Source organism: Flavobacterium riviphilum (assembly GCF_055231795.1).
Map to the genome: position 1 here is coordinate 1 of NZ_JBUYSY010000022.1, position 19,948 is coordinate 19,948.

17 protein-coding genes and 2 tRNA genes are annotated in these 19,948 nt (G+C 36.6%); 12 read left to right on the forward strand and 7 right to left on the reverse strand.

From position 1 onward, the window contains the following. Window positions 1–387 precede the first annotated feature (387 nt). Window positions 388–2,151 (forward strand): aromatic amino acid hydroxylase, encoded by a 1,764-nt coding sequence (locus ACZIX2_RS13305; RefSeq protein ID WP_463340588.1) that lies wholly within the window; start codon window positions 388–390, stop codon window positions 2,149–2,151. An 86-nt stretch (window positions 2,152–2,237) separates the two neighbouring features. Here ACZIX2_RS13305 and ACZIX2_RS13310 read toward each other — a convergent pair whose 3' ends face one another. From ACZIX2_RS13310 to alaS, 4 genes are all read right to left on the reverse strand, one after another. Then, the gene (locus tag ACZIX2_RS13310; RefSeq protein WP_463340589.1) at window positions 2,238–2,858 is read right to left on the reverse strand and encodes a DUF4230 domain-containing protein; all 621 of its coding nucleotides are present in this window, start codon (window positions 2,856–2,858) and stop codon (window positions 2,238–2,240) included. A gap of 2 nt (window positions 2,859–2,860) precedes the next feature. Continuing rightward, window positions 2,861–3,826, reverse strand: a complete 966-nt coding sequence (locus ACZIX2_RS13315; protein ID WP_463340590.1) for a GSCFA domain-containing protein — start codon at window positions 3,824–3,826, stop codon at window positions 2,861–2,863. Window positions 3,827–3,999: 173 nt separating this feature from the next. Continuing rightward, a complete protein-coding gene (locus ACZIX2_RS13320) occupies window positions 4,000–4,377 on the reverse strand; it encodes a GxxExxY protein (protein WP_463340591.1) in 378 nt (125 codons plus the stop codon). Between the two features lie 174 nt (window positions 4,378–4,551). Beyond that, on the reverse strand, window positions 4,552–7,182 hold the full coding sequence (gene alaS / locus ACZIX2_RS13325) for an alanine--tRNA ligase (RefSeq protein WP_463340592.1): 2,631 nt from the start codon (window positions 7,180–7,182) through the stop codon (window positions 4,552–4,554). Window positions 7,183–7,556: 374 nt separating this feature from the next. Here alaS and ACZIX2_RS13330 point away from each other — a divergent pair, with 374 nt between their 5' ends. The 7 genes from ACZIX2_RS13330 (at window position 7,557) to ACZIX2_RS13360 (ending at window position 14,767) form a co-directional block, all read left to right on the forward strand. Continuing rightward, window positions 7,557–8,534 carry a peptidoglycan DD-metalloendopeptidase family protein gene (locus ACZIX2_RS13330; RefSeq protein ID WP_463340593.1) on the forward strand — a complete coding sequence of 326 codons (978 nt, stop codon included), beginning with the start codon at window positions 7,557–7,559 and terminating at the stop codon, window positions 8,532–8,534. A gap of 53 nt (window positions 8,535–8,587) precedes the next feature. Continuing rightward, on the forward strand, window positions 8,588–8,920 hold the full coding sequence (locus tag ACZIX2_RS13335) for a MerR family transcriptional regulator (RefSeq protein ID WP_463340594.1): 333 nt from the start codon (window positions 8,588–8,590) through the stop codon (window positions 8,918–8,920). 60 nt (window positions 8,921–8,980) lie between these two features. Next, window positions 8,981–9,568 carry a LemA family protein gene (locus ACZIX2_RS13340; protein ID WP_463340595.1) on the forward strand — a complete coding sequence of 196 codons (588 nt, stop codon included), beginning with the start codon at window positions 8,981–8,983 and terminating at the stop codon, window positions 9,566–9,568. Between the two features lie 117 nt (window positions 9,569–9,685). Next, entirely contained in the window at window positions 9,686–10,123 is a 438-nt protein-coding gene (locus ACZIX2_RS13345) for a TPM domain-containing protein (protein WP_463340596.1), read from the forward strand. A gap of 3 nt (window positions 10,124–10,126) precedes the next feature. Next, window positions 10,127–10,951, forward strand: a complete 825-nt coding sequence (locus ACZIX2_RS13350; protein WP_463340597.1) for a TPM domain-containing protein — start codon at window positions 10,127–10,129, stop codon at window positions 10,949–10,951. 398 nt (window positions 10,952–11,349) lie between these two features. Further along, window positions 11,350–13,908 carry a TonB-dependent receptor gene (locus tag ACZIX2_RS13355; RefSeq protein ID WP_463340598.1) on the forward strand — a complete coding sequence of 853 codons (2,559 nt, stop codon included), beginning with the start codon at window positions 11,350–11,352 and terminating at the stop codon, window positions 13,906–13,908. 130 nt (window positions 13,909–14,038) lie between these two features. After that, complete coding sequence (locus tag ACZIX2_RS13360) at window positions 14,039–14,767, forward strand: DUF2490 domain-containing protein (RefSeq protein ID WP_463340599.1); 729 nt, start codon at window positions 14,039–14,041, stop codon at window positions 14,765–14,767. A 59-nt stretch (window positions 14,768–14,826) separates the two neighbouring features. On the opposite strand, the gene der is transcribed toward ACZIX2_RS13360, so the two are convergent. Then, a complete protein-coding gene (der, locus tag ACZIX2_RS13365) occupies window positions 14,827–16,137 on the reverse strand; it encodes a ribosome biogenesis GTPase Der (protein ID WP_463340600.1) in 1,311 nt (436 codons plus the stop codon). A 75-nt stretch (window positions 16,138–16,212) separates the two neighbouring features. Here der and ACZIX2_RS13370 point away from each other — a divergent pair, with 75 nt between their 5' ends. Beyond that, window positions 16,213–16,770, forward strand: coding sequence for a hypothetical protein (locus ACZIX2_RS13370; protein WP_463340601.1), 558 nt, complete (start codon window positions 16,213–16,215; stop codon window positions 16,768–16,770). Between the two features lie 282 nt (window positions 16,771–17,052). Here ACZIX2_RS13370 and era read toward each other — a convergent pair whose 3' ends face one another. After that, window positions 17,053–17,934 (reverse strand): GTPase Era, encoded by an 882-nt coding sequence (gene era, locus ACZIX2_RS13375; RefSeq protein WP_463340602.1) that lies wholly within the window; start codon window positions 17,932–17,934, stop codon window positions 17,053–17,055. Window positions 17,935–18,052: 118 nt separating this feature from the next. Between era and ACZIX2_RS13380 the strand changes: the two genes are divergently transcribed. Both ACZIX2_RS13380 and ACZIX2_RS13385 read left to right on the forward strand, forming a co-directional pair. Then, window positions 18,053–18,125, forward strand: a tRNA-Met gene (locus ACZIX2_RS13380). A 35-nt stretch (window positions 18,126–18,160) separates the two neighbouring features. After that, window positions 18,161–18,233, forward strand: a tRNA-Met gene (locus tag ACZIX2_RS13385). 133 nt (window positions 18,234–18,366) lie between these two features. Here the strand turns inward: ACZIX2_RS13385 and ACZIX2_RS13390 are convergent. Then, window positions 18,367–19,185 (reverse strand): leucine-rich repeat domain-containing protein, encoded by an 819-nt coding sequence (locus ACZIX2_RS13390; protein ID WP_463340603.1) that lies wholly within the window; start codon window positions 19,183–19,185, stop codon window positions 18,367–18,369. A 178-nt stretch (window positions 19,186–19,363) separates the two neighbouring features. On the opposite strand from ACZIX2_RS13390, the gene ACZIX2_RS13395 reads away from it, so the two are divergent. Further along, window positions 19,364–19,852 carry a DUF1761 domain-containing protein gene (locus tag ACZIX2_RS13395; protein WP_463340604.1) on the forward strand — a complete coding sequence of 163 codons (489 nt, stop codon included), beginning with the start codon at window positions 19,364–19,366 and terminating at the stop codon, window positions 19,850–19,852. The last annotated feature ends 96 nt before the right edge of the window (window positions 19,853–19,948 follow it).

The window sequence follows — 19,948 nt, forward strand, 5'->3', positions numbered from 1 at the left end:
GAGCTGAATAGCTACAAAATCAGCTAAAGCTGGAGCCAATTCAAAGCAAAACGAGCTGAATAGTTACAAGACACATTGTCTTTTTAATCTGTGAAAATCTGTGTCATTTTGTCTCTAAGAAAATTAGCCTTACAATCAGGAGCGAAACAAAAGGCATTGTCAGCCATTATGGGTTCCCGCCATCCGCTGTAATCTTTGGTACCGAACCCCGGCACCAAAGGATTTCCACTACTGTCGGGGCTAAAGAGGTTTTAATTGGACATTTTTTAAAAAGTAAACCATTGTTAAAATCCTATAAAAACACATGGTTTACTATAAATTCCCAATAAAAACCTGAAAATAATCATTCGAAATTGTATTTTTACAAAAAACTATACCGATTTCGATATGAATGCAAGAATAGAAAGTAATCCCCTAATCGAGCGATTGCCGAAACATTTGAAACAGTTTATCAAACCGCAAGATTACGAAGACTACACGCCCATCAATCAAGCCGTTTGGCGCTATGTGATGCGCAAAAACGTGGACTACCTATCCAAGGTTGCTCACAGTTCCTATCTCGATGGGTTAAAGAAAACAGGTATCGAAATCGACTCCATTCCGAGCATGTATGGTATGAATCGCATACTGTCCGAAATTGGATGGGCAGCGGTTGCCGTAGACGGTTTTATTCCACCTAACGCTTTTATGGAATTTCAAGCCTATAATGTACTGGTAATTGCCTCAGATATTCGTCAATTAGAACATATCGAATACACACCAGCTCCTGATATCATCCACGAAGGTGCGGGACACGCTCCTATTATTGCCAATCCAGAATATGCGGAATATTTGCGTCGTTTTGGTGAAATTGGTTGCAAAGCCATTTCTTCGCACAAAGATTACGAAATGTATGAAGCCATCCGTTTGTTATCGATTCTAAAAGAAGCCGAGGGAACCCCACAAAGCGAAATAGAAGCTGCTGAAAAAGCAGTAGAAGATTTGCAAAACAATATGGGCGAACTCTCCGAAATGGCTCAAATCCGAAACTTACATTGGTGGACCGTGGAATACGGTTTAATTGGCACATTAGAAAACCCAAAAATTTACGGCGCTGGTTTGCTTTCTTCCATTGGTGAAAGCGCTTGGTGTATGACCGATAACGTAAAAAAACTGCCATATACTATAGAAGCAGCACAACAAAGTTTTGATATTACTAAAGTACAACCTCAACTCTATGTAACACCTGATTTTGCTTACTTGAGTTTGGTTTTAGAAGAGTTTGCCAACACCATGGCTTTGAGAACAGGCGGTTTATCTGGTATTAAAAAACTCATCGATTCCAAAGCTTTGGGAACCGTTGAATTGAGTACTGGTTTACAAATTTCGGGTATTTTTACCAACGTAATCGAACACGAAGGCAAACCCATTTACCTACAAACCACCGGAAAAACAGCCTTGGCCAATCGTGAAAAAGAATTAGTAGGACACGGAACTGCTGCTCACCTTGAAGGTTTTGGTAGCCCCATCGGGAAACTCAAAGGCATCAATCTGGCTATTGAAGATATGAGTCCACGTGACTTAAAAGCATACGACATTTACGAAGGAGAAACCGCAACTTTGGAGTTTGAAGGTAACATCAAAGTAGTTGGAGAAATCATAACTGGGAAACGAAATCTCCACGGTGAAATCATCTTGATTTCTTTCAAAAACTGTACGGTTACGCACGGTGATACAGTCCTGTTCCGTCCAGAATGGGGAACTTATGATATGGCGGTGGGCAAGAAATTAGTTTCCGCTTTTTCTGGCCCTGCGGATGTGAATAGTTTTGATTTGATTGCTCACGTACCGAGCAGCAAAACCATCAAAGCTTCAACCTCAGAAGAAAGAGATGCCTTAGAAGTATTGTATCATACTGTTCGAAATATCCGCGAGACAAAAGATACGACGACCTCATTGGCTCCCATTTTTGAAAAATTAAAAGAAGAACATTCTAATGATTGGTTGCTTTGTGTAGAATTGGCAGAACTTTTAAAAGCAAGAAACGAAACGCAATTGCTTAACGAGATTCTTTCACATTTAGATAATCTCAAAAAACAACGTCCTGAAGTAGCTCAATTAATTTCGAATGGTTTGGAATTGATTTTTGAAAAAGAGGAAACCGTTCACTAAAATTTACAAACACGAATATCACGAATTAGCACAAATTAAATTCTAATGATTCGTGTCAATTCGTGATATTCGTGTTAAAACAAAACTTACAACTTCAAATCCTGTTTTAGCTGGCTTTCATTTTCGATGACTTCACCGTTGTATTGTAGTTTCCAGCCCAAAGAATTCGTCAAGATGAGCATTTTAGAGATTTCGCTTACCAAACGATTTTTAGCATTGGTTTTCAATGTCGATTTATCTACTTTTTGAGCCATTCTGGTTTTAACCGTTTTATTGATTTTGTTGTAATCGGCTCCTGTGAATTCATTGAGTTTGCTTTGCTCTACATCATAATATTGGATGTCAGGATAAATCGAAATCTCTTCTTTTGGAATGGAAAGAATCGTTATGGTTTTGTTTTTTTCATCGATATCGTATTTCATTTGATGCAAATCATAAGCGACAGTGACTTTAGCATTCACCACTACGATCGCCTTTTTTTCAAAAGAAATCATATCCAAAAAGTACTTATTCGAATTCTTAAACGTGATGACTTCTGAAAAATGTCCTTCGGTCACCACCAATTTACCCACATTTAGGATTTGTTGCTGAATGAGATTCGTATTGTAATCGAACTCGTCTTCTTTTTCTTTTTTAAAATCGCAGTATTTGAACAACAACAAGCCAATAACTACTATTCCAACTCCAATTAAAATGCGTTTCAACATAACTAAAATTTCATAAATGAATACTGTGCCTCTAATGTAGCTATTTTTTCTTTCAGATTTGCCTCAAACTTTTGATGGCTTTCTGAATTGGGATTAAAAGGACGATGCGCCAAGCCTTTTTGTATGGCCTCAACCAATTCCATGGTAACTTTTGCCTTGTCGTCAATTTGAGTGGCTGCAAAACGTTCCCAGATATATTCAATCGCCAACGAACTAGGATGTATCATATCATCGGCATAAAAACGATAATCTCTAAGCTCGTCCATCATGATTTCGTAGCTGGGAAAAAGCCCCCTAGCCCCCGAAGGGGGAACTACTTCCGATTCTTGTAAAAAGCTATAAATAGCCGCAATCAAATGCGCTTTACTTACTTGATTTTCGACAAAACCGTCTTTAAGATGCCGTACAGGCGATACAGTAAAAATGAAATTACATTTTGGATTTAGGGTTGCAATCAAAGAGACTGTGTTTTGAATCGATTTTTGGATGGTATCAACAGACAACAACTCTTTGGTAAATTGCTTTTGTGGTACTTTATGGCAATTCGCTACAATTTCATTGGTTTCAATATGTCTATACACCCACGAAGTACCATAAGTAATAATAATATGAGTCGCCTCTTGCAATTGCTTTTGGGTATCTAAAAGAAGTTGGTTCAAATTATCCAATAGTGCTTCAGAAGTAGCGGTACTACAATCTGAATGCACCTCATAACAATACCATCTTTCGTTGAAGAAAAAAACATCTTCCTCGGTGAAATAGCGTTGCACCACCACTCTCTCTATAAGTTTTGCAATAGAAACGGGGTTGAAAATAATCCCGAATGGATTAGTAGTATTTTGAAACTTAAAATACTCAAATTTACCGCCTATGTTTTCAGCAAAACAGGAACCAAAAGAAACAATTTTAGAGTTATAATCTATTGGCTTGATATTTTGGGAAATGGGTATTTTCGTTGTAAAGTTCATAGATTTTCTCTCAAGTTTTGATCATTGAAAATAAAAATAGTTTAAAACTCATTTTCTCGCAAAGTCACAAAGTCGCAAAGAAAATACAACTCAATTTTTGCCCCTTAGCGCCTTTGTGAAATAAATTTAGTAAAATCCTTGAGAGAAATAATCCTTAAACAAAGAGTTATTGGCTAAAGATTATTCACAATTCTTGTAATTCCGTTTTTAATCAATGATTCATTAAAATTAATCAACAACCCTAATTTCATTCCAGCTATTTTCAAATAGGTCAAAAGTTGTTTAGGATGGACATTAGCTATTTGTTCAACCGATTTTATTTCAATAATCACTTTTTCTTCAATAATCAAATCAGTTCTAAAACCTATATCTAAAAATACTTCATCCCAAATTACTGGTAATGGTTTCTGTCTTTCAACTTTTAATCCTCTATTAATCAACTCATAATAAAGTATAGCTTCATAAACTGACTCCAACAATCCCGGCCCATGTTTAGTATGAATCTTATACGAAACATCAACAACAATTCTAGAAATTTCATTTTCAGTCATATTTGTAATTTTGACACAAAATACTAAAATTCCTTCAAAAAAAATAACGCCATTTATTCATAAAATAAAAAAAGACGCAGAGTAACAAATTTTATAGCTTATCAAATAGTTATTCAATAAACACTTTGCGACTCTGCGTCATTGCGAGAAAATATTGTCTAAAAGATTAGCGAACTACTTCACAAACTCAATAGCTTTTTCTAATGCTTCAGGAACACCAGCTGCGTTCTTTCCACCAGCTGTAGCGAAGAACGGCTGTCCTCCTCCGCCTCCTTGGATGTATTTCCCTAATTCGCGAACTACTTGTCCAGCATTTAGATTTTTATCAGCTACTAATTCTTTAGAAATATAGCAGGTCAACATTGGTTTGTCTTCATTTACAGTAGCCAAAACAATGAAAATATTGTTACCTAAATTTCCTAATTCATACACCAAATCTTTGGCACCTTCAGCAGTTAAATCTACTTTTTGCGCTAAGAATTTAACGCCGTTTACTTCTTGAAAAGCAGCGGCTAATTCGCCTTTCATATTTTTGGCTTTGTCTTTTAGCAAGGCTTCTATTTGCTTTTTCAACTGAGCATTTTCGTCTTGCAATCCATAAATGGCTTTGATTGGGTCTTTTGGATTTTTCAACACTTCTTTCATTTCTCCAAAAGTAATCAATTGCGATTCAAAGAAATCCTTAGCCGCTTCACTTGTAATCGCTTCAATTCGGCGAATTCCTGCAGCAACAGCACCTTCAGAAACAATTTTGAAATGCCAAATCTCAGAAGTATTCGCCACGTGTGTTCCTCCACAAAGCTCTACTGAATCTCCAAACTTAATCATACGAACCAAGTCGCCATATTTTTCTCCAAACAAAGCGATAGCACCTTCTTCTAATGCTTGTTCTTTTGGAATACCACGTTTCTCTATCAATGGTAAACTTTGACGAATACGAGCGTTTACAAAGTTTTCTACTTCTTTCAATTCTTCGTCTGACACTTTAGAGAAGTGCGAGAAGTCAAAACGTAAAGAAGCCGAACGCACCATAGAACCTTTTTGTTCAATATGTGTTCCTAACACTTTTCTCAAACCTTGATGCAACAAGTGCGTTGCGGTATGATTAGAAGACGTTCTTGCTCTTTGCTTCACATCTACAATCGCTTGGAAAGTATCGGTTAAATTATCAGGCAATGATTTTGCCAAGTGAATCGTTTGATTGTTCTCTTTTTTAGTATCAATGATGTAGGTAATGTCGCCATTACTAGCTTCTAGATACCCTTTATCGCCTGTTTGTCCACCACTTTCCCCATAAAAAGGAGTAGAATTAAAAACTAATTGGAAGATTTCTCCTTCTTTTACACTTTCTACTCTACGGTACTTAGTGATTTTTACTTGATGTTGCAAACGGTCATAGCCTACGAACTCTTGAATATCATCTTCTACAATTACGTTCCAATCACCAGCCGTAACTTTTGAAGCCGCACGAGAACGTTCTTTTTGCAATTGTAATTGTTCTTCAAAAACTTTTTCGTCTAATTGCAATCCTTTTTCGGAAAGAATCAAAGCCGTCAAATCGATTGGAAATCCATAGGTATCATACAATTCAAAGGCTTTTTTACCATCAATCACTTTGTTTTGATTGTTGCCAATCACTGCATCTAGCAAAACCAAACCTTGATCTAGCGTTCGCAAAAATGAACTTTCTTCTTCACGAATTACGTTAGAACATAGCGCTTTTTGAGAACGAATTTCAGGGAAAGAAGCACTCATTTGAGCACTTAACGTATCCACTAACTTATAGATAAACGGTTCTTTGGTATTCAAGAAAGTAAAACCGTAACGAATAGCACGACGTAAAATTCTACGAATTACATATCCAGCACCTGTATTGGATGGCAACTGACCATCAGCAATAGCAAAAGCAACTGCACGAACGTGATCAGCAATTACTCGAATCGCAATATTTACTTTCTCTTCCGCTTCGTTTGAAGCTTTAATGGTATAATTGGTCCCCGTGATGGTTTCGATTTCTCTAATTAGCGGAGTAAACACATCGGTATCATAATTCGATTGCACCCCTTGTAAAACCATACAAAGACGCTCAAATCCCATACCAGTATCAACGTGTTGTGCTGGTAATTTCTCCAAAGAACCATCGGCTTTACGATTGAATTCCATGAATACGTTATTCCAGATTTCAACCACTTGAGGATGATCGGCATTCACTAATTCTTTACCTGGAACTAAAGCTTTCTCTTCTGCTGAACGAATATCTACGTGAATTTCGGAACAAGGACCACATGGACCTTGATCTCCCATTTCCCAGAAATTGTCTTTTTTATTTCCTAATAAAATTCGGTCCTCAGCGATTAAGGTTTTCCAAATATCATAAGCCTCTTGATCGAAAGGAACATTTTCCTCAACGCTTCCTTCAAAAACGGTTACGTAAAGAATGTCTTTATCTATCTTGTATACTTCTGTTAATAATTCCCAAGCCCAGTGAATAGCCTCTTTTTTGAAGTAATCACCAAAAGACCAGTTCCCCAACATTTCAAACATCGTGTGGTGATAGGTATCGATACCTACTTCCTCTAAATCATTATGTTTTCCTGAAACACGCAAACATTTTTGAGTATCGGCAATACGTTGGCTTTTTGGCGTTCCTAGACCCAAAAAATATTCTTTGAATTGCGCCATTCCTGAATTATTAAACATCAAGGTTGGATCGTCTTTAAGAACGATAGGCGCAGAAGGAACAATTAAATGCCCTTTGCTTTCGAAAAAATCTAAAAATTGTTTACGTACGTCTTGTGATTTCATTTTAAAATTTAAAATTTAAAGATTGAAAGATTGAAAAATTAAAAAAAGAATAAAAAGTGAATTATATGAAAAATGGAATCTTCCTCCCAATCATTTAAACTTCTCATTCTTAAATCTCTCAATCTAAAACTGCCCCAGATAGTAGTGGAAAGCTTTGAGGATTAGAAGGCTATTTTTTTCTTGCTTTGGCAGAGCGACCAAAGGAAGCTCCTGACATGGCTAGAAAAAAAAGGCTTGTAACCGAGAACTTGCAACGAATAGCTGGATTAGGCCCAAATTATATTTAAGGTAAATTTTAGAAGAACAACTGAAACATTTCATAAATTTGTTCGACTAATTGATTTACAGCTTGCAAAAATAGGGTATTTTAAAATATGGCGAAAGTAAAATATTATTACGATTCTGAAAAATTGGCCTTTAGAAAAATCGTCCCTACCAAAAGGAGAAAAATTGGGTTTACTGTATTGTTTTTGGTTGCCTCTGCCTTGTTTGGTTTTTTATGTTTTGTGGTGTTATTGAATGTGCCTTACTTTAAAACACCAAATGACCGAAAACAGGCAAGGGAGATTGAACATTTGAAACTTAATTATGCGGTTTTGAACAAAAAACTAGAAGAATTACAAACTGTAGCGGATAAATTATCCGAGCGGGACAACAACTTGTATCGAACATACTTTAATATCACCCCCATAGAGGATGAAGAGAGAAAATCTGTGAAGAAAGACAAAAATCGCTATGCGGCTTTATTGGGCTATAATAATTCCCAATTAGTGGTTTCGACCACCGAAAAAGTAGATATTTTAAGCAAACAGTTGGCCGTACAATCCCAATCGTTGGATAAAATATTAAAATTGGCCGAAGCTAAGCAAGAATTTTTATCCTCAATCCCAGCTATTCAGCCCGTGAGAAATGAAAATTTAAAACGAGTGGCCTCGGGTTATGGTTATCGAACGGATCCGTTTACCAAAGCAAGAAAAATGCACAAAGGCATGGATTTTACAGCAAAAACAGGCACTCCTATTTATGCGAGTGGCGATGGCGTTGTGGTCAAAGCAGATAATTCGGCCTCGGGATACGGGAACCACATTGTGATTCGACATGGATACGGATACGAAACGCTGTACGCTCATTTGAGCCAATACAAATGCAAACGTGGACAACGGGTAAAAAGAGGTGATGTGATTGGATTAGTGGGAAGCACCGGTCGATCTGAGGCTCCGCACTTGCACTATGAAGTCCATAAAAACAATACCGTTGTTAATCCGTTAAATTATTATTACGGAAGCATAACTGCTGTAGAATATGTAGCCATTTCAAATGCCGCCAATCAAGAAAATCAATCATTAGATTAAGATTAGACAGAAAAAAATTGTAATTTATACCCTAAAAAAGCAACTAAAGAATAATGCACATAGAACTAACTCCCGGAAAACGATATTACAGCATCGGCGAACTCGCCAAAGCATTTAGCGTTAACGCTTCTTTAATCCGATTTTGGGACAGTGAATTTGATATTTTAAAACCCAAAAAAAATGCTAAAGGCAACCGAATGTTTAGCCCAGAAGATGTCAAAAACTTACAATTGATTTATCATTTGGTCAAAGAAAGAGGTTTTACTTTGGAAGGCGCCAAAACCCATTTAAAGGAAGGTCAAAAGAAAACGTTGGACAAATTTGAAATCATCCAAAAACTGGAAACCATCAAAGCGCAACTTTTACAAATCAAAAAAGAACTTTAAAACAAAACTTAGTATTCAATTAAATTTTTAACCTAAAAATTAACTTTAAAATCAAACATTATGAAACGATTTTTGCCTTGGATTATTGGAGCAGTAGTAGTATTTGGAATCTATAGCTGGGTCAAAGGAATTAACAACACGGCTGTTGGTTACGAACAAACCATCAACGAAGCATGGGGAAATGTAAACACGGCTTACCAAAGAAGAAATGACTTAATTGGCAACCTTGTGAATACTGTAAAAGGAGCCGCTGATTTCGAAAAAAGCACGCTAACAGCTGTTATTGAAGCTCGTGCCAAAGCGACTTCGGTTACTGTAGACCCAACTAACATTACTCCAGAACAATTAGCAGCTTTCAATTCAGCACAATCAGGTGTTTCTTCTTCATTATCTAAATTATTGGTTAGTGTTGAAAGATATCCAGATTTAAAAGCGAATGCCAATTTCTTGAAACTACAAGACGAATTAGCTAGTACAGAAAATCAAATTTTAACCGCAAGAACGCGTTTTAATGAGGCCGTTAAGCCTTATAACACTCACATCAAAACGTTCCCTAACTCTATCTTTGCTGGTATGTTTGGTTTCAAAGAAAAAGCGTATTTCCAAGCTGTAGAAGGTGCTAGCAAACCTGTAGAAGTAAAATTCTAAACAATCTCTTCATTTAGTTGAAGACGACTTTGTGTTATAAAAACAAAAAATCCACACAGATTTCATCAATCCATCAAATACTATTGGTGAAATCTGTGTATTAAAAAAACCATTTCCATGTCAAAAGTAGAAGACTTTTTAACCAAGGAAGAAGAAGAAGCAATTGTTGAAGCTATTCGTTTGGCCGAAAAAAACACCTCGGGTGAAATTCGGGTGCACATTGAAGAATCCTCGTCAAAAGACGCATATGATCGTGCGAAAGAGGTTTTTCATGACCTTAACATGGATGCCACTCAATTAAAAAACGGGGTTTTGATTTACCTTGCCGTTGCTGATAAAACCTTTGTGATTTGTGGCGACAAAGGCATCAATGAGGTTGTGGCACCCGATTTTTGGGACTGCACTCGCGATGCTATGATAAAACAATTCAAATTAGGCAATTACAAACAGGGGTTGGTTGATGGTATTTTAAATGCTGGAGAACAACTCAAAAAATATTTCCCCTGGCAGGAAGGAAACACCAACGAATTATCAAACGAAATTTCTAAAGGATAACCTATGAAAAATTCCAATATTCAATCCATAAATTCCAAAGGAATTTTTCGAATGCGCCTTTTGTTGATTGCATTATTAACGTTTCAATGCACTTTTGCACAATTTACCATTCCGGAGAAACCTAGTTTCCAAACTTCGGTCTATGATTATGCCAACTTATTTAGTGCCAATGAAAAAACACAACTCGAAGAAAAATTAGTTCGTTATTCTGATTCGACTACCACTCAAATTGTAGTGATCACAATTGAAAGTTTGAAAAACGAGGACGTGAATCAATTAGCTACCAATTGGGCACATACTTGGGGAATTGGTCAGGCTAAAGAAGATAATGGGGTCATTATATTAGTTGCCAAAAATGACCGAAAAATCGCCATAAATCCTGGTTACGGACTGGAAGACCGCCTCACTGCAGGAATTGGTGGAGAAATTATCAGAAACATCATCATACCTGAATTCAAAGCGGGTAGTTATTACAGAGGCATCGACAAAGGAGCTGATGCACTATTTGATGTTTTCAAAGGCAAATACAAAGGAGAACGTAAAAAAACGCCTCAAAGTAGTTTCCCAATTCTACCCCTGATATTCATTGTGATTGTCCTATTGATTATTTTCTCTAAAAACCGAAGAGGTGGCGGAGGCGGAAATCACGGCAATAGAGGTGATGGATTTGGTCCTAGCTTATTAGATGTTATTATTCTGAGCAATCTGGGCCGTGGCGGCGGAGGTGGATTTGGTGGTTCTTCTGGCGGAGGTTTTGGCGGTGGCGGATTCGGTGGCGGATTTGGTGGAGGCGGATTCTCTGGTGGAGGATCAAGCGGAAGTTGGTAATTTTAAATAGTAATCTTCTTTTACTATAGCATCAAAACCATTTCTAAAAAGCATAAAAGAACAGCGCAATGATAGTACATTGCGCTGTTTTTTTTTCATTAAAAACAGAAAACAAAGCCAAAAACTTTTCTGTCAGAGTATACTTTTTAACAAAAAATTAAAAATATTTTTAACCCTACTAATTTTATAGAATTTATATTATATATTTGCTCCCGACAATAATCAAATCCAAAATAAGACTACAATGAAAACCAATCAAAAGAATGCTTATTCAAGTGAGAAACTAAAAAAGAAGAAACGATTATCAATAGTTACAATCAATAATTGTATGATGTGTATGTGTTAGTTTAAAAAAAATTACTATTTAATTCTACTATTTACATATAATTTATATACTTATGAAAAACATCTATACAAAAACACTTTCGACTTTAGTTTTAATCTTAATCTTCTCAACTTCTTATGGCCAGAATCTTTTAGAGGGAGAGGTTAAAAACGATGACAACGCACCTATTGAAGGTGTCAATCTATTTGTAAAAGGAACTACTAATAGCACAACTTCAGATGTTAATGGTAAGTTTTCCATTCAAGCCAAAGCATTACCATTTACAATTATTGTACAATACGCTGGTTTTAATACAAAAGAGATTAAAATCACCGAATTACCTACTAATGCAAAACCATTACAAATAAATATCTCTACTGGAGAGGAAAAAGTATTATCTGAGGTAGTGGTTACCTCAAGACGTAGAATAGAAAAAGCCCAAGATATTCCAATCGCCATTTCAGTTGTAACAGGTAAACAAGCGGAACAAGCTGGAGCATTCAACGTGAATCGTCTTAAAGAATTGGTACCTTCTGTACAATTGTATTCTTCCAATCCAAGAAATACTGGAATTAACATTCGTGGTTTGGGATCTCCATTTGGGTTGACAAATGACGGTATCGATCCTGGAGTTGGATTCTATGTTGATGGCGTTTATTATGCCAGACCAGCAGCAACTACTCTTGATTTTATAGACGTAGATCGAATTGAAGTATTACGTGGTCCACAAGGTTCATTGTTTGGAAAAAACACAACTTCGGGAGCATTTAACATTACGTCTCGCAAACCTAGCTTTACTTCAAGTGCTGATTTTGAAGTGAGTTATGGCAACTACCAGTTCATTCAAGCCAAAGCCTCTATTACGGGAGCTTTGAGTTCAAAAATTGCTGGTAGAATATCATTCTCTGGTACTCAACGTGATGGATTAATCGAAAATATTGTAACAGGAAGAGCAACTAATACATTGAACAATCAAGGAATTAGAGGTCAATTACTGTATACTCCTTCTGATAGAACAAACATTCTATTCGCAGCAGACATCACTTTGCAACGTCCTGATGGCTATGCCCAAGTAGTTGCTGGTGTTGCTCCTACAAAAAGAGCGGCTTACCGCCAATTTGACGCCATAATTGCCGATTTAAATTATAAACTTCCTAGCTTGAATGCTTTTGACCGTAAGATTGATCACGACACCCCTTGGCGATCAGGACAAGATTTAGGTGGCGCCTCTTTAAATATTGATACAAAAATTGGTAGTGGAACACTTACCTCAACAACAGCTTGGAGATTCTGGAATTGGGATCCATCAAATGATAGAGATTTCACTGGTTTACAAGTTTTGGCATTATCTCAAAATCCTGCCAGACATACACAATTTACACAAGAAGTACGTTATGCAGGACAATTGACCTCATCTTTGAGTAGTGTAGTAGGAGTGTTTTACATTGACCAAGAAGTAAAAGTAAGAGGAAATGAAGAATCAGGAAAGGCACAATGGCGATTTGCTCAAAGTACTACTAGCGCATTATGGAGAACACCAGGTCTTTTTGAAGGATATGGTATAAGAACCAACTCAAATGTTCGTTCAACAAGTGCTGCTGTATTTACTCAATTGGATTGGGCAATTACTGAGAAATTACACGTACTCCCTGGTTTACGATATAATTATGACAAAAAAGCTGCCGATTACGACCGTAAAACGTACGGAGGTCTTCAGACTACTGATCCTGCATTACTTGCACTTAAAAGACTGGTTTATACAGACCAATCATTTACTTCAAGCACTGATGATACCTACTTTTCAGGAAATTTAACCGTGAACTATAAAGTAACCGATAAAATTAACGCTTATGCTACCTATGCCAAAAGCTACAAACCGGTTGGTGTGAACGTTGCAGGGCTTCCAACTATTGCTGGTCAACCAGCTCTTGATCTTGCAGTAATTAAACCCGAAAGTGTAAACCATTATGAATTCGGTATAAAAACTTCACCTATTAAAAATTCAGTTTTAAACTTGACCTACTTTGATACAGAAATTAAAGATTTCCAAACCAATGTACAAGCGTCTGAATTAGGGGTAAATCGAGGCTATCTAGCTAATGCCGACAAAGTGAGAGTTAAAGGTGTAGAATTAGACGCAAGTTTTTCACTAAACAAACACTTTAGCTTTAATGCTGCCGCTACTTATAGTGATGGAAAATATGTCAAATTCACTAATGCACCATTGCCATTGGAAGAAACTGGAGCTGCTGTATCATTTAAAGATGTTTCTGGAACAGACTTGCCTGGGGTTTCTAAATGGGCAGGAAGCTTTGGAGGGGAATACACTAAAAATGCTAAATTCTTCGGAAGCATTGGTAAGTTCTTCATCGCTTTGGAAAGTTTTGCTCGTTCTGAATTCTCTTCAAGCCCATCGGCATCAAAATATTTGGTAGTACCAGGTTATGCGATATTTAATGGTCGTTTAGGTTTCCGTGTTACTGATGGTTTATCAGCTTATATTTGGGGCCGTAACTTATTCGATAAAGATTACTACGAGCAATTACTTCCTGCTGGCGGAAATGCAGGGCACTATGCCGCAGTTCTTGGCGATCAAAGAACCTATGGCATCACTTTAAAGTATTCCTTATAGTGTTTTCAAACCTGCTTATTTTATATGAAATGAGCTGTGCTCTTTGCAACAGCTCACTTCATTATTCAATATTTTAAAAAAACACAAAAGTAGTCTCTAAGGTTTTTTATATTTGTTCAAAAAAAAAAAATTGAAACATTTCCTTTCAAGCTTATGCTTCATCCTAAGCGCATTAACTTCTGCACAAACCACGAAAAAAACAGACCAACAGAGTCTATTGTGGACTCGCTATTATAATCAATTAGCCATTGATACACGCTGGTCCATCCATACCGAATTTGACAATCGTATTTTTTTGAAACCCTTTGCAGAAAATCTATTTGTCTTTAGAATACAAGGAAGACACAAAATCAATTCTTCTATTGAAGTGGGAAGTGGCTTTACCTATTTTTCGGTTTACACTCAAGATCCTAACAGAAATTTTGACTTTGAAATTCCTGAATACAGAGCACAACAAGATATTACATATAAAAAAAACTACAACAAAGTAACACTAAACCAACGCTTTCAAGTTGAAGAACGATTCATACACAATGCTTCCAGAACAGAACTTTTAGAAGGTACCACGTTTAGTTGGCGTTTTCGCTACCGGTTGCAAGCAGAATATCCTTTATGGGAAAAAGAAAACCACTATTTAAAGGCTATCGTATATGATGAAATCATGGTCAATGCAGGAAGAAGCATCATTTACAACACCTTCGACCAAAACAGAATTTATGCTGCTTTGCAGTGCGGCATCAACAAAAGCATCGCAATCGAATTAGGCTATCTCAAAAGTTTTCAGCAACGCCCAACTGGAGTGGATTACTTTGATAGAGATATCGTCCGCTTGAGCATTTTTCATAAATTACACTTGTAAGCAAAAAAGTAATCCAAAAAAAAAAGACCAAAACATTGAAGTGTTTTAGTCTTTCGATTTTATTTTTCTCTAATATAAATATCAATAGGCACACCAGCAAAGTCCCATTGTTCTCTAATTTTATTTTCTAAATAACGTTTGTAAGGTTCTTTTACGTATTGAGGTAAATTAGCAAAAAACACAAATTGTGGTGTTGGCGTAGGCAATTGCATGCAATATTTTATCTTCACATATTTACCTTTAGTCGCTGGTGGCGGATAGGCTTCGATTACCTTTAACATAAAATCATTAAACTTAGAGGTTGGAATACGCTGTTGTCTGTTTTCATACACTTGAACAGTAGTTTCCAAAGCTTTCAACAAACGTTGTTTTGTCAAAGCGGACACAAAAAGAATGGGCACATCCGTAAAAGGCATTAATTCTTTTTGAATTTTGGCTATATAATCGCGAGTGGACATCGTATCTTTTTCAACCAAGTCCCATTTATTAACCAAAATTACTACCCCTTTTCTATTTTTCTCTGCTAACCAAAAAATGCTTTGATCCTGTCCTTCAAACCCACGAGTGGCATCAATCACCAAAATACAAACATCTGCATGTTCAATAGCACGCACCGAGCGCATTACCGAATAAAATTCTAAATCTTCTTTTACTTTAGCTTTACGACGAATACCAGCGGTATCAACCAAATTAAATTCAAAGCCAAAACGGTCAAATTTAGTATCAATAGCATCACGGGTTGTTCCCGCAATATCTGTAACCATAAAACGATCTTGTCCAATCAAGGCATTAATAAAACTTGACTTTCCAGCATTGGGACGTCCTACCACGGCAAAACGCGGTAACTCTTTTTCAACTTTTACAGGTTCTGGTTTTTCTGGAAAAGCCTCAATCAAAGCATCTAACAAATCCCCCGTTCCGCTTCCAGAAATACTAGCAAATGTAAAATACTCTCCTAATCCCAAATTATAAAACTCAACAGCGTCTTTCTCACGCATCGCATTATCCACCTTGTTTACGGCTAATAAAACGGGCTTGGTTACTTTTCGCAACAACTTAGCCACCGTTTCATCCATTGGAGTAATCCCCTCTTCTACATCCACCACAAAAATAATCACATCGGCTTCATCAATGGCCAATTCGACTTGTTTGCGTATTTCTCCTTCAAATATATCATCCGATCCACGCACATATCCTCCGGTATCTATTACAGAAAATTCCTTTCCATTCCACTCACTTTTTCCATAATTCCTATCTCTAGTTACCCCAGAAACAGAGTCTACAATGGCCTCTCGTCGCTGAATCAACCGATTAAAAAGTGTCGATTTCCCTACATTAGGCCTTCCTACAATAGCTACAATATTATTCATTTTGCTGAAATTCAATAAATTATCCCAAATTCAACCGAACTCTCGGTTTGGGGTGCAAAGGTAGTACATAAAACCATGAATATCAATTTTTTTGATATATTAGCAAAACATAACCTACCAAACCACTATTTTCCTATTATGAATACCGAAAACAACATTCGTTTAAGGCTGCGTTTTTATAAAGACCTCGACGAAAATACCGACATTGTTCGGTCCAAATTCGAAAAATTTATCCATGAAAATTCGCCCGATTATTATGCCAAAATCAGAGGCTATCACATTTGGCTGAACATCAAAGGTGATAAAAAAAGATATTGGTCGCCCCATTTGCATCTCGAACTAGAAAAAACCTCCGACACCACTACTCACATCCGTGGCCTTTTTGGCCCCGATCCCACTTTATGGACGTTTTTCATGTTTCTACATTTCATTATTGCTGGCACTTTTATTGTGTTTTGTGGGATAGCCTACACGCACCATGTCCTCAAAGAACCTACACAATCGGATTTCATCGTTCTCTCCATGATGGTTTTTGCTTGGTTCCTACTTTATGTTATCGCTAGACAAATTAGAAGTAATGGCGAAAAACAAATGAACGACTTAGAAAAAGTGTTCCTAAAAATTATCGAATAATCTTATTTTTCAAGAGCTAATCCAGCTCTCCATTACAACTCCTCGCGCCAAAAAACTGTGGTTCTACTGCGCTTGCAGGAGCTTCCGTTGGTCGCTCTGCCAGCACAAGAACTACTAGTTTTTGGCACTCCGGGGTTTCCATTACGATCTGGGCTAAAAAAAAATCAGTAGTCGAAACAAATTCCACTACTGATTTCACATTTATAGTAACTCAATAAAAAATTGAACAACTTCAATTTGCTTTTCACTTCCGACTTCTAATCTCTCACTTCTAACTTATAGTTACTGATTATACCCGAAACGTTTCAACATATTGGCATTGCTTCTCCAATTTTTATTCACTTTTACATACAATTCAATATGAATTTGTTTGCCAAAAAATGTTTCCAATTCTGCTCTCGATTCCATACCCACTTTTTTCAAAGCAGCGCCTTTGTGACCAATAATGATTCCTTTTTGCGTGTCACGCTCTACCATAATCACTGATCGAATTCGAATAATAGTATCCGTTTCTACAAATTCTTCGGTCACAATCTCAACAGCATACGGAATTTCTTTGCTGTAATTCAATAAGATTTTCTCTCTAATAATCTCATTAACAAAAAAACGTTCGGGTTTGTCGGTCAATTGATCTTTAGGATAATACGCTGGTGATTCTGGCAACAAGGCAATGATTCTTTGAAACACTTCAGGAACATTAAAATTCTGCAATGCCGAAATTGGGTAAATTTCCGCATTCGGCACTTTGTCCGTCCAAAAAGCAACTTGCTCTTCCAATTGCTCTTGATTGGAGTTGTCAATTTTATTCAACAACAACAAAACTGGGATTTTAGAATGGATAATTTTATTAAAAAAGGCATCGTCTTTCAATTCCTGCTCCCCTATTTCTACCATATACACCAAAACATCAGCATCCTCAAAAGCCGACTTTACAAAGCCCATCATAGCTTCTTGCATTTCGTAGGCAGGCTTAATAATACCAGGAGTATCGGATAATATCAATTGAAAATCGTCTCCATTAACAATTCCTAAAATTCTATGTCGAGTGGTTTGTGCTTTAGAGGTAATAATAGACAATCTTTCCCCTACAAAGGCATTCATCAAAGTAGATTTCCCCACATTGGGATTTCCAATTATATTTACAAAACCGGCTTTATGTGTCATTTCAAATATATTTATCCTGCAAAGGTAGCCATATCAAGTCAATAGACGAAATAAAACATTTTTTTAATACTAGGGATTGGATTTCAATAAAAATGTTGTACATTTGCACCCGAAACAACGCGGGATAGAGCAGTAGGCAGCTCGTCGGGCTCATAACCCGAAGGTCACAGGTTCGAGTCCTGTTCCCGCTACTAGGTAAATTTTATTGAGATTACAAAACGCACATCGCGGGATAGAGCAGTAGGCAGCTCGTCGGGCTCATAACCCGAAGGTCACAGGTTCGAGTCCTGTTCCCGCTACTAGAAAACACCACTTGAAAAAGTTGGTGTTTTTTTTTACTAATCAAGTGTTGAAACTGAATCACACCTAAATGCAACAAAAAACCTGCCGAAGCAGGTTATGATTAACTAAATTGTAATACAAATATAAAACTCAAATTGTTTCTAAAACGAGTACCTTACCATTTGAGGTCAACATCGTTAAATCTAAAAAATCTTTCTCGACTAATTTTTGAGACACAGACCCTCTAAAATGATTATAAGAAATATTTAACTCTCTTAATTTTTTCAATGATTCTAATTCTTTAGGAATCAACCCCATTAAGGCATTATCAAACAAGTATAAGGTTTCCAAATTTTTAAGTTGCGCAATATCAGAGGGCAATTCACCTTGTAATCGATTACTATTCAAACGAATCACTTTTAAACTTCGAAGTGTGAACAACACATTGGGTATTGTCCCTTCCAATTCATTGTTACTCATTGACAATTTTTCTAATTGTGATAACTTTCCTAATTCATTCGGTAGCGATCCGCTCAGCATATTCATATCAAGAACCAATTGTTTCAAACAAGATAATGCCCCTACAGTCGTTGGGATTGCTCCGGTTAACTTATTCTTAGAAACATCAAAATATTCTAAAAAACGTAATTTGCCAATACTTTTTGGCAACGACCCTTTTATAGAATTAGCTGCTAAATTCAAGCTTTTTAGATACTTCAACTCTCCTATTGCTACAGGTATTTCGCCAGTAAGATTGTTATTAGATAAATCTATCGCTACTACTTTATCATTTTCTAGACGTACCCCATGCCAACTTTGTACAGGTTCCGCTAAATTCCATTTGTGTTTCCATTGAACCCCATTGGTCGCCTCAAACAATTGTACTAAAGCTTTCTTCTCTTCCATTGACACCGACGCATGCACATAAACGGAAAATGTCAACAAAAACAATAGCATTCCTTTTTTCATAAATGTTAAATCAAACTTAAATTTATTTTTTAAAATTAGCACAATTGAAGGTGAAATGCAAAAAAAATCGACGAAATACAGCATTTTTTAAATTAAGAAATTTAGTCTTACAAATAATTATTCTTCATAAATGGATTTTTCATATTTTTACACCTAACAACCTAAAAACAAATAACTTATGGAAATGAATTATTTAGCCTTACTTTTAACCGCAATTACCACTTTAGTTACTGGTTTTATATGGTATCATCCAAAAATATTTGGCACCATCTGGATGCGAGAAGCCGGACTAACAGAGGACCAACTTAAAACTGGAAATTTACTCCAGATTTTCGTTTTGACCTATCTCTTTTCGCTTGGAATTACTACAATTACAATGACCCTTACTATCCACCAAATGGGTGCGGTAGGCATGGTTGGTGGCCCAACAAAAGCAAGCGAAGCCTTACCATCGTTTACCGCTTTTATGACCGATTATGGAACCGCTTTCAGAACCTTTAAACATGGCGCCTTACACGGATTGCTCTCTGGATTGTTTTTTGCATTTCCTATAATTGGAATTAATGGCCTGTTTGAAAGGAAATCTTGGAAATATATTGCTATAAATAGTGGGTACTGGATCCTTACTTTAACCCTAATGGGAGCCCTAATTTGCGGCTGGGTATAAAGTAATATAGAGGCGTTTCAAAATAACAGAAACGCTTCTTATCATACCAGTATGCAGTCTTTTGTTCTAAAAATCGATTCAAATTTGACTTTTTAG

Coding starts and splice junctions, on each gene's coding strand:
- ACZIX2_RS13305 (WP_463340588.1), top strand. CDS start 388: ATGAATGCAAGAATAGAAAGTAATCCCCTAATCGAGCGATTGCCGAAA.
- ACZIX2_RS13310 (WP_463340589.1), bottom strand. CDS start 2,858: ATGTTGAAACGCATTTTAATTGGAGTTGGAATAGTAGTTATTGGCTTG.
- ACZIX2_RS13315 (WP_463340590.1), bottom strand. CDS start 3,826: ATGAACTTTACAACGAAAATACCCATTTCCCAAAATATCAAGCCAATA.
- ACZIX2_RS13320 (WP_463340591.1), bottom strand. CDS start 4,377: ATGACTGAAAATGAAATTTCTAGAATTGTTGTTGATGTTTCGTATAAG.
- alaS (WP_463340592.1), bottom strand. CDS start 7,182: ATGAAATCACAAGACGTACGTAAACAATTTTTAGATTTTTTCGAAAGC.
- ACZIX2_RS13330 (WP_463340593.1), top strand. CDS start 7,557: ATGGCGAAAGTAAAATATTATTACGATTCTGAAAAATTGGCCTTTAGA.
- ACZIX2_RS13335 (WP_463340594.1), top strand. CDS start 8,588: ATGCACATAGAACTAACTCCCGGAAAACGATATTACAGCATCGGCGAA.
- ACZIX2_RS13340 (WP_463340595.1), top strand. CDS start 8,981: ATGAAACGATTTTTGCCTTGGATTATTGGAGCAGTAGTAGTATTTGGA.
- ACZIX2_RS13345 (WP_463340596.1), top strand. CDS start 9,686: ATGTCAAAAGTAGAAGACTTTTTAACCAAGGAAGAAGAAGAAGCAATT.
- ACZIX2_RS13350 (WP_463340597.1), top strand. CDS start 10,127: ATGAAAAATTCCAATATTCAATCCATAAATTCCAAAGGAATTTTTCGA.
- ACZIX2_RS13355 (WP_463340598.1), top strand. CDS start 11,350: ATGAAAAACATCTATACAAAAACACTTTCGACTTTAGTTTTAATCTTA.
- der (WP_463340600.1), bottom strand. CDS start 16,137: ATGAATAATATTGTAGCTATTGTAGGAAGGCCTAATGTAGGGAAATCG.
- ACZIX2_RS13370 (WP_463340601.1), top strand. CDS start 16,213: ATGAATATCAATTTTTTTGATATATTAGCAAAACATAACCTACCAAAC.
- era (WP_463340602.1), bottom strand. CDS start 17,934: ATGACACATAAAGCCGGTTTTGTAAATATAATTGGAAATCCCAATGTG.
- ACZIX2_RS13390 (WP_463340603.1), bottom strand. CDS start 19,185: ATGAAAAAAGGAATGCTATTGTTTTTGTTGACATTTTCCGTTTATGTG.
- ACZIX2_RS13395 (WP_463340604.1), top strand. CDS start 19,364: ATGGAAATGAATTATTTAGCCTTACTTTTAACCGCAATTACCACTTTA.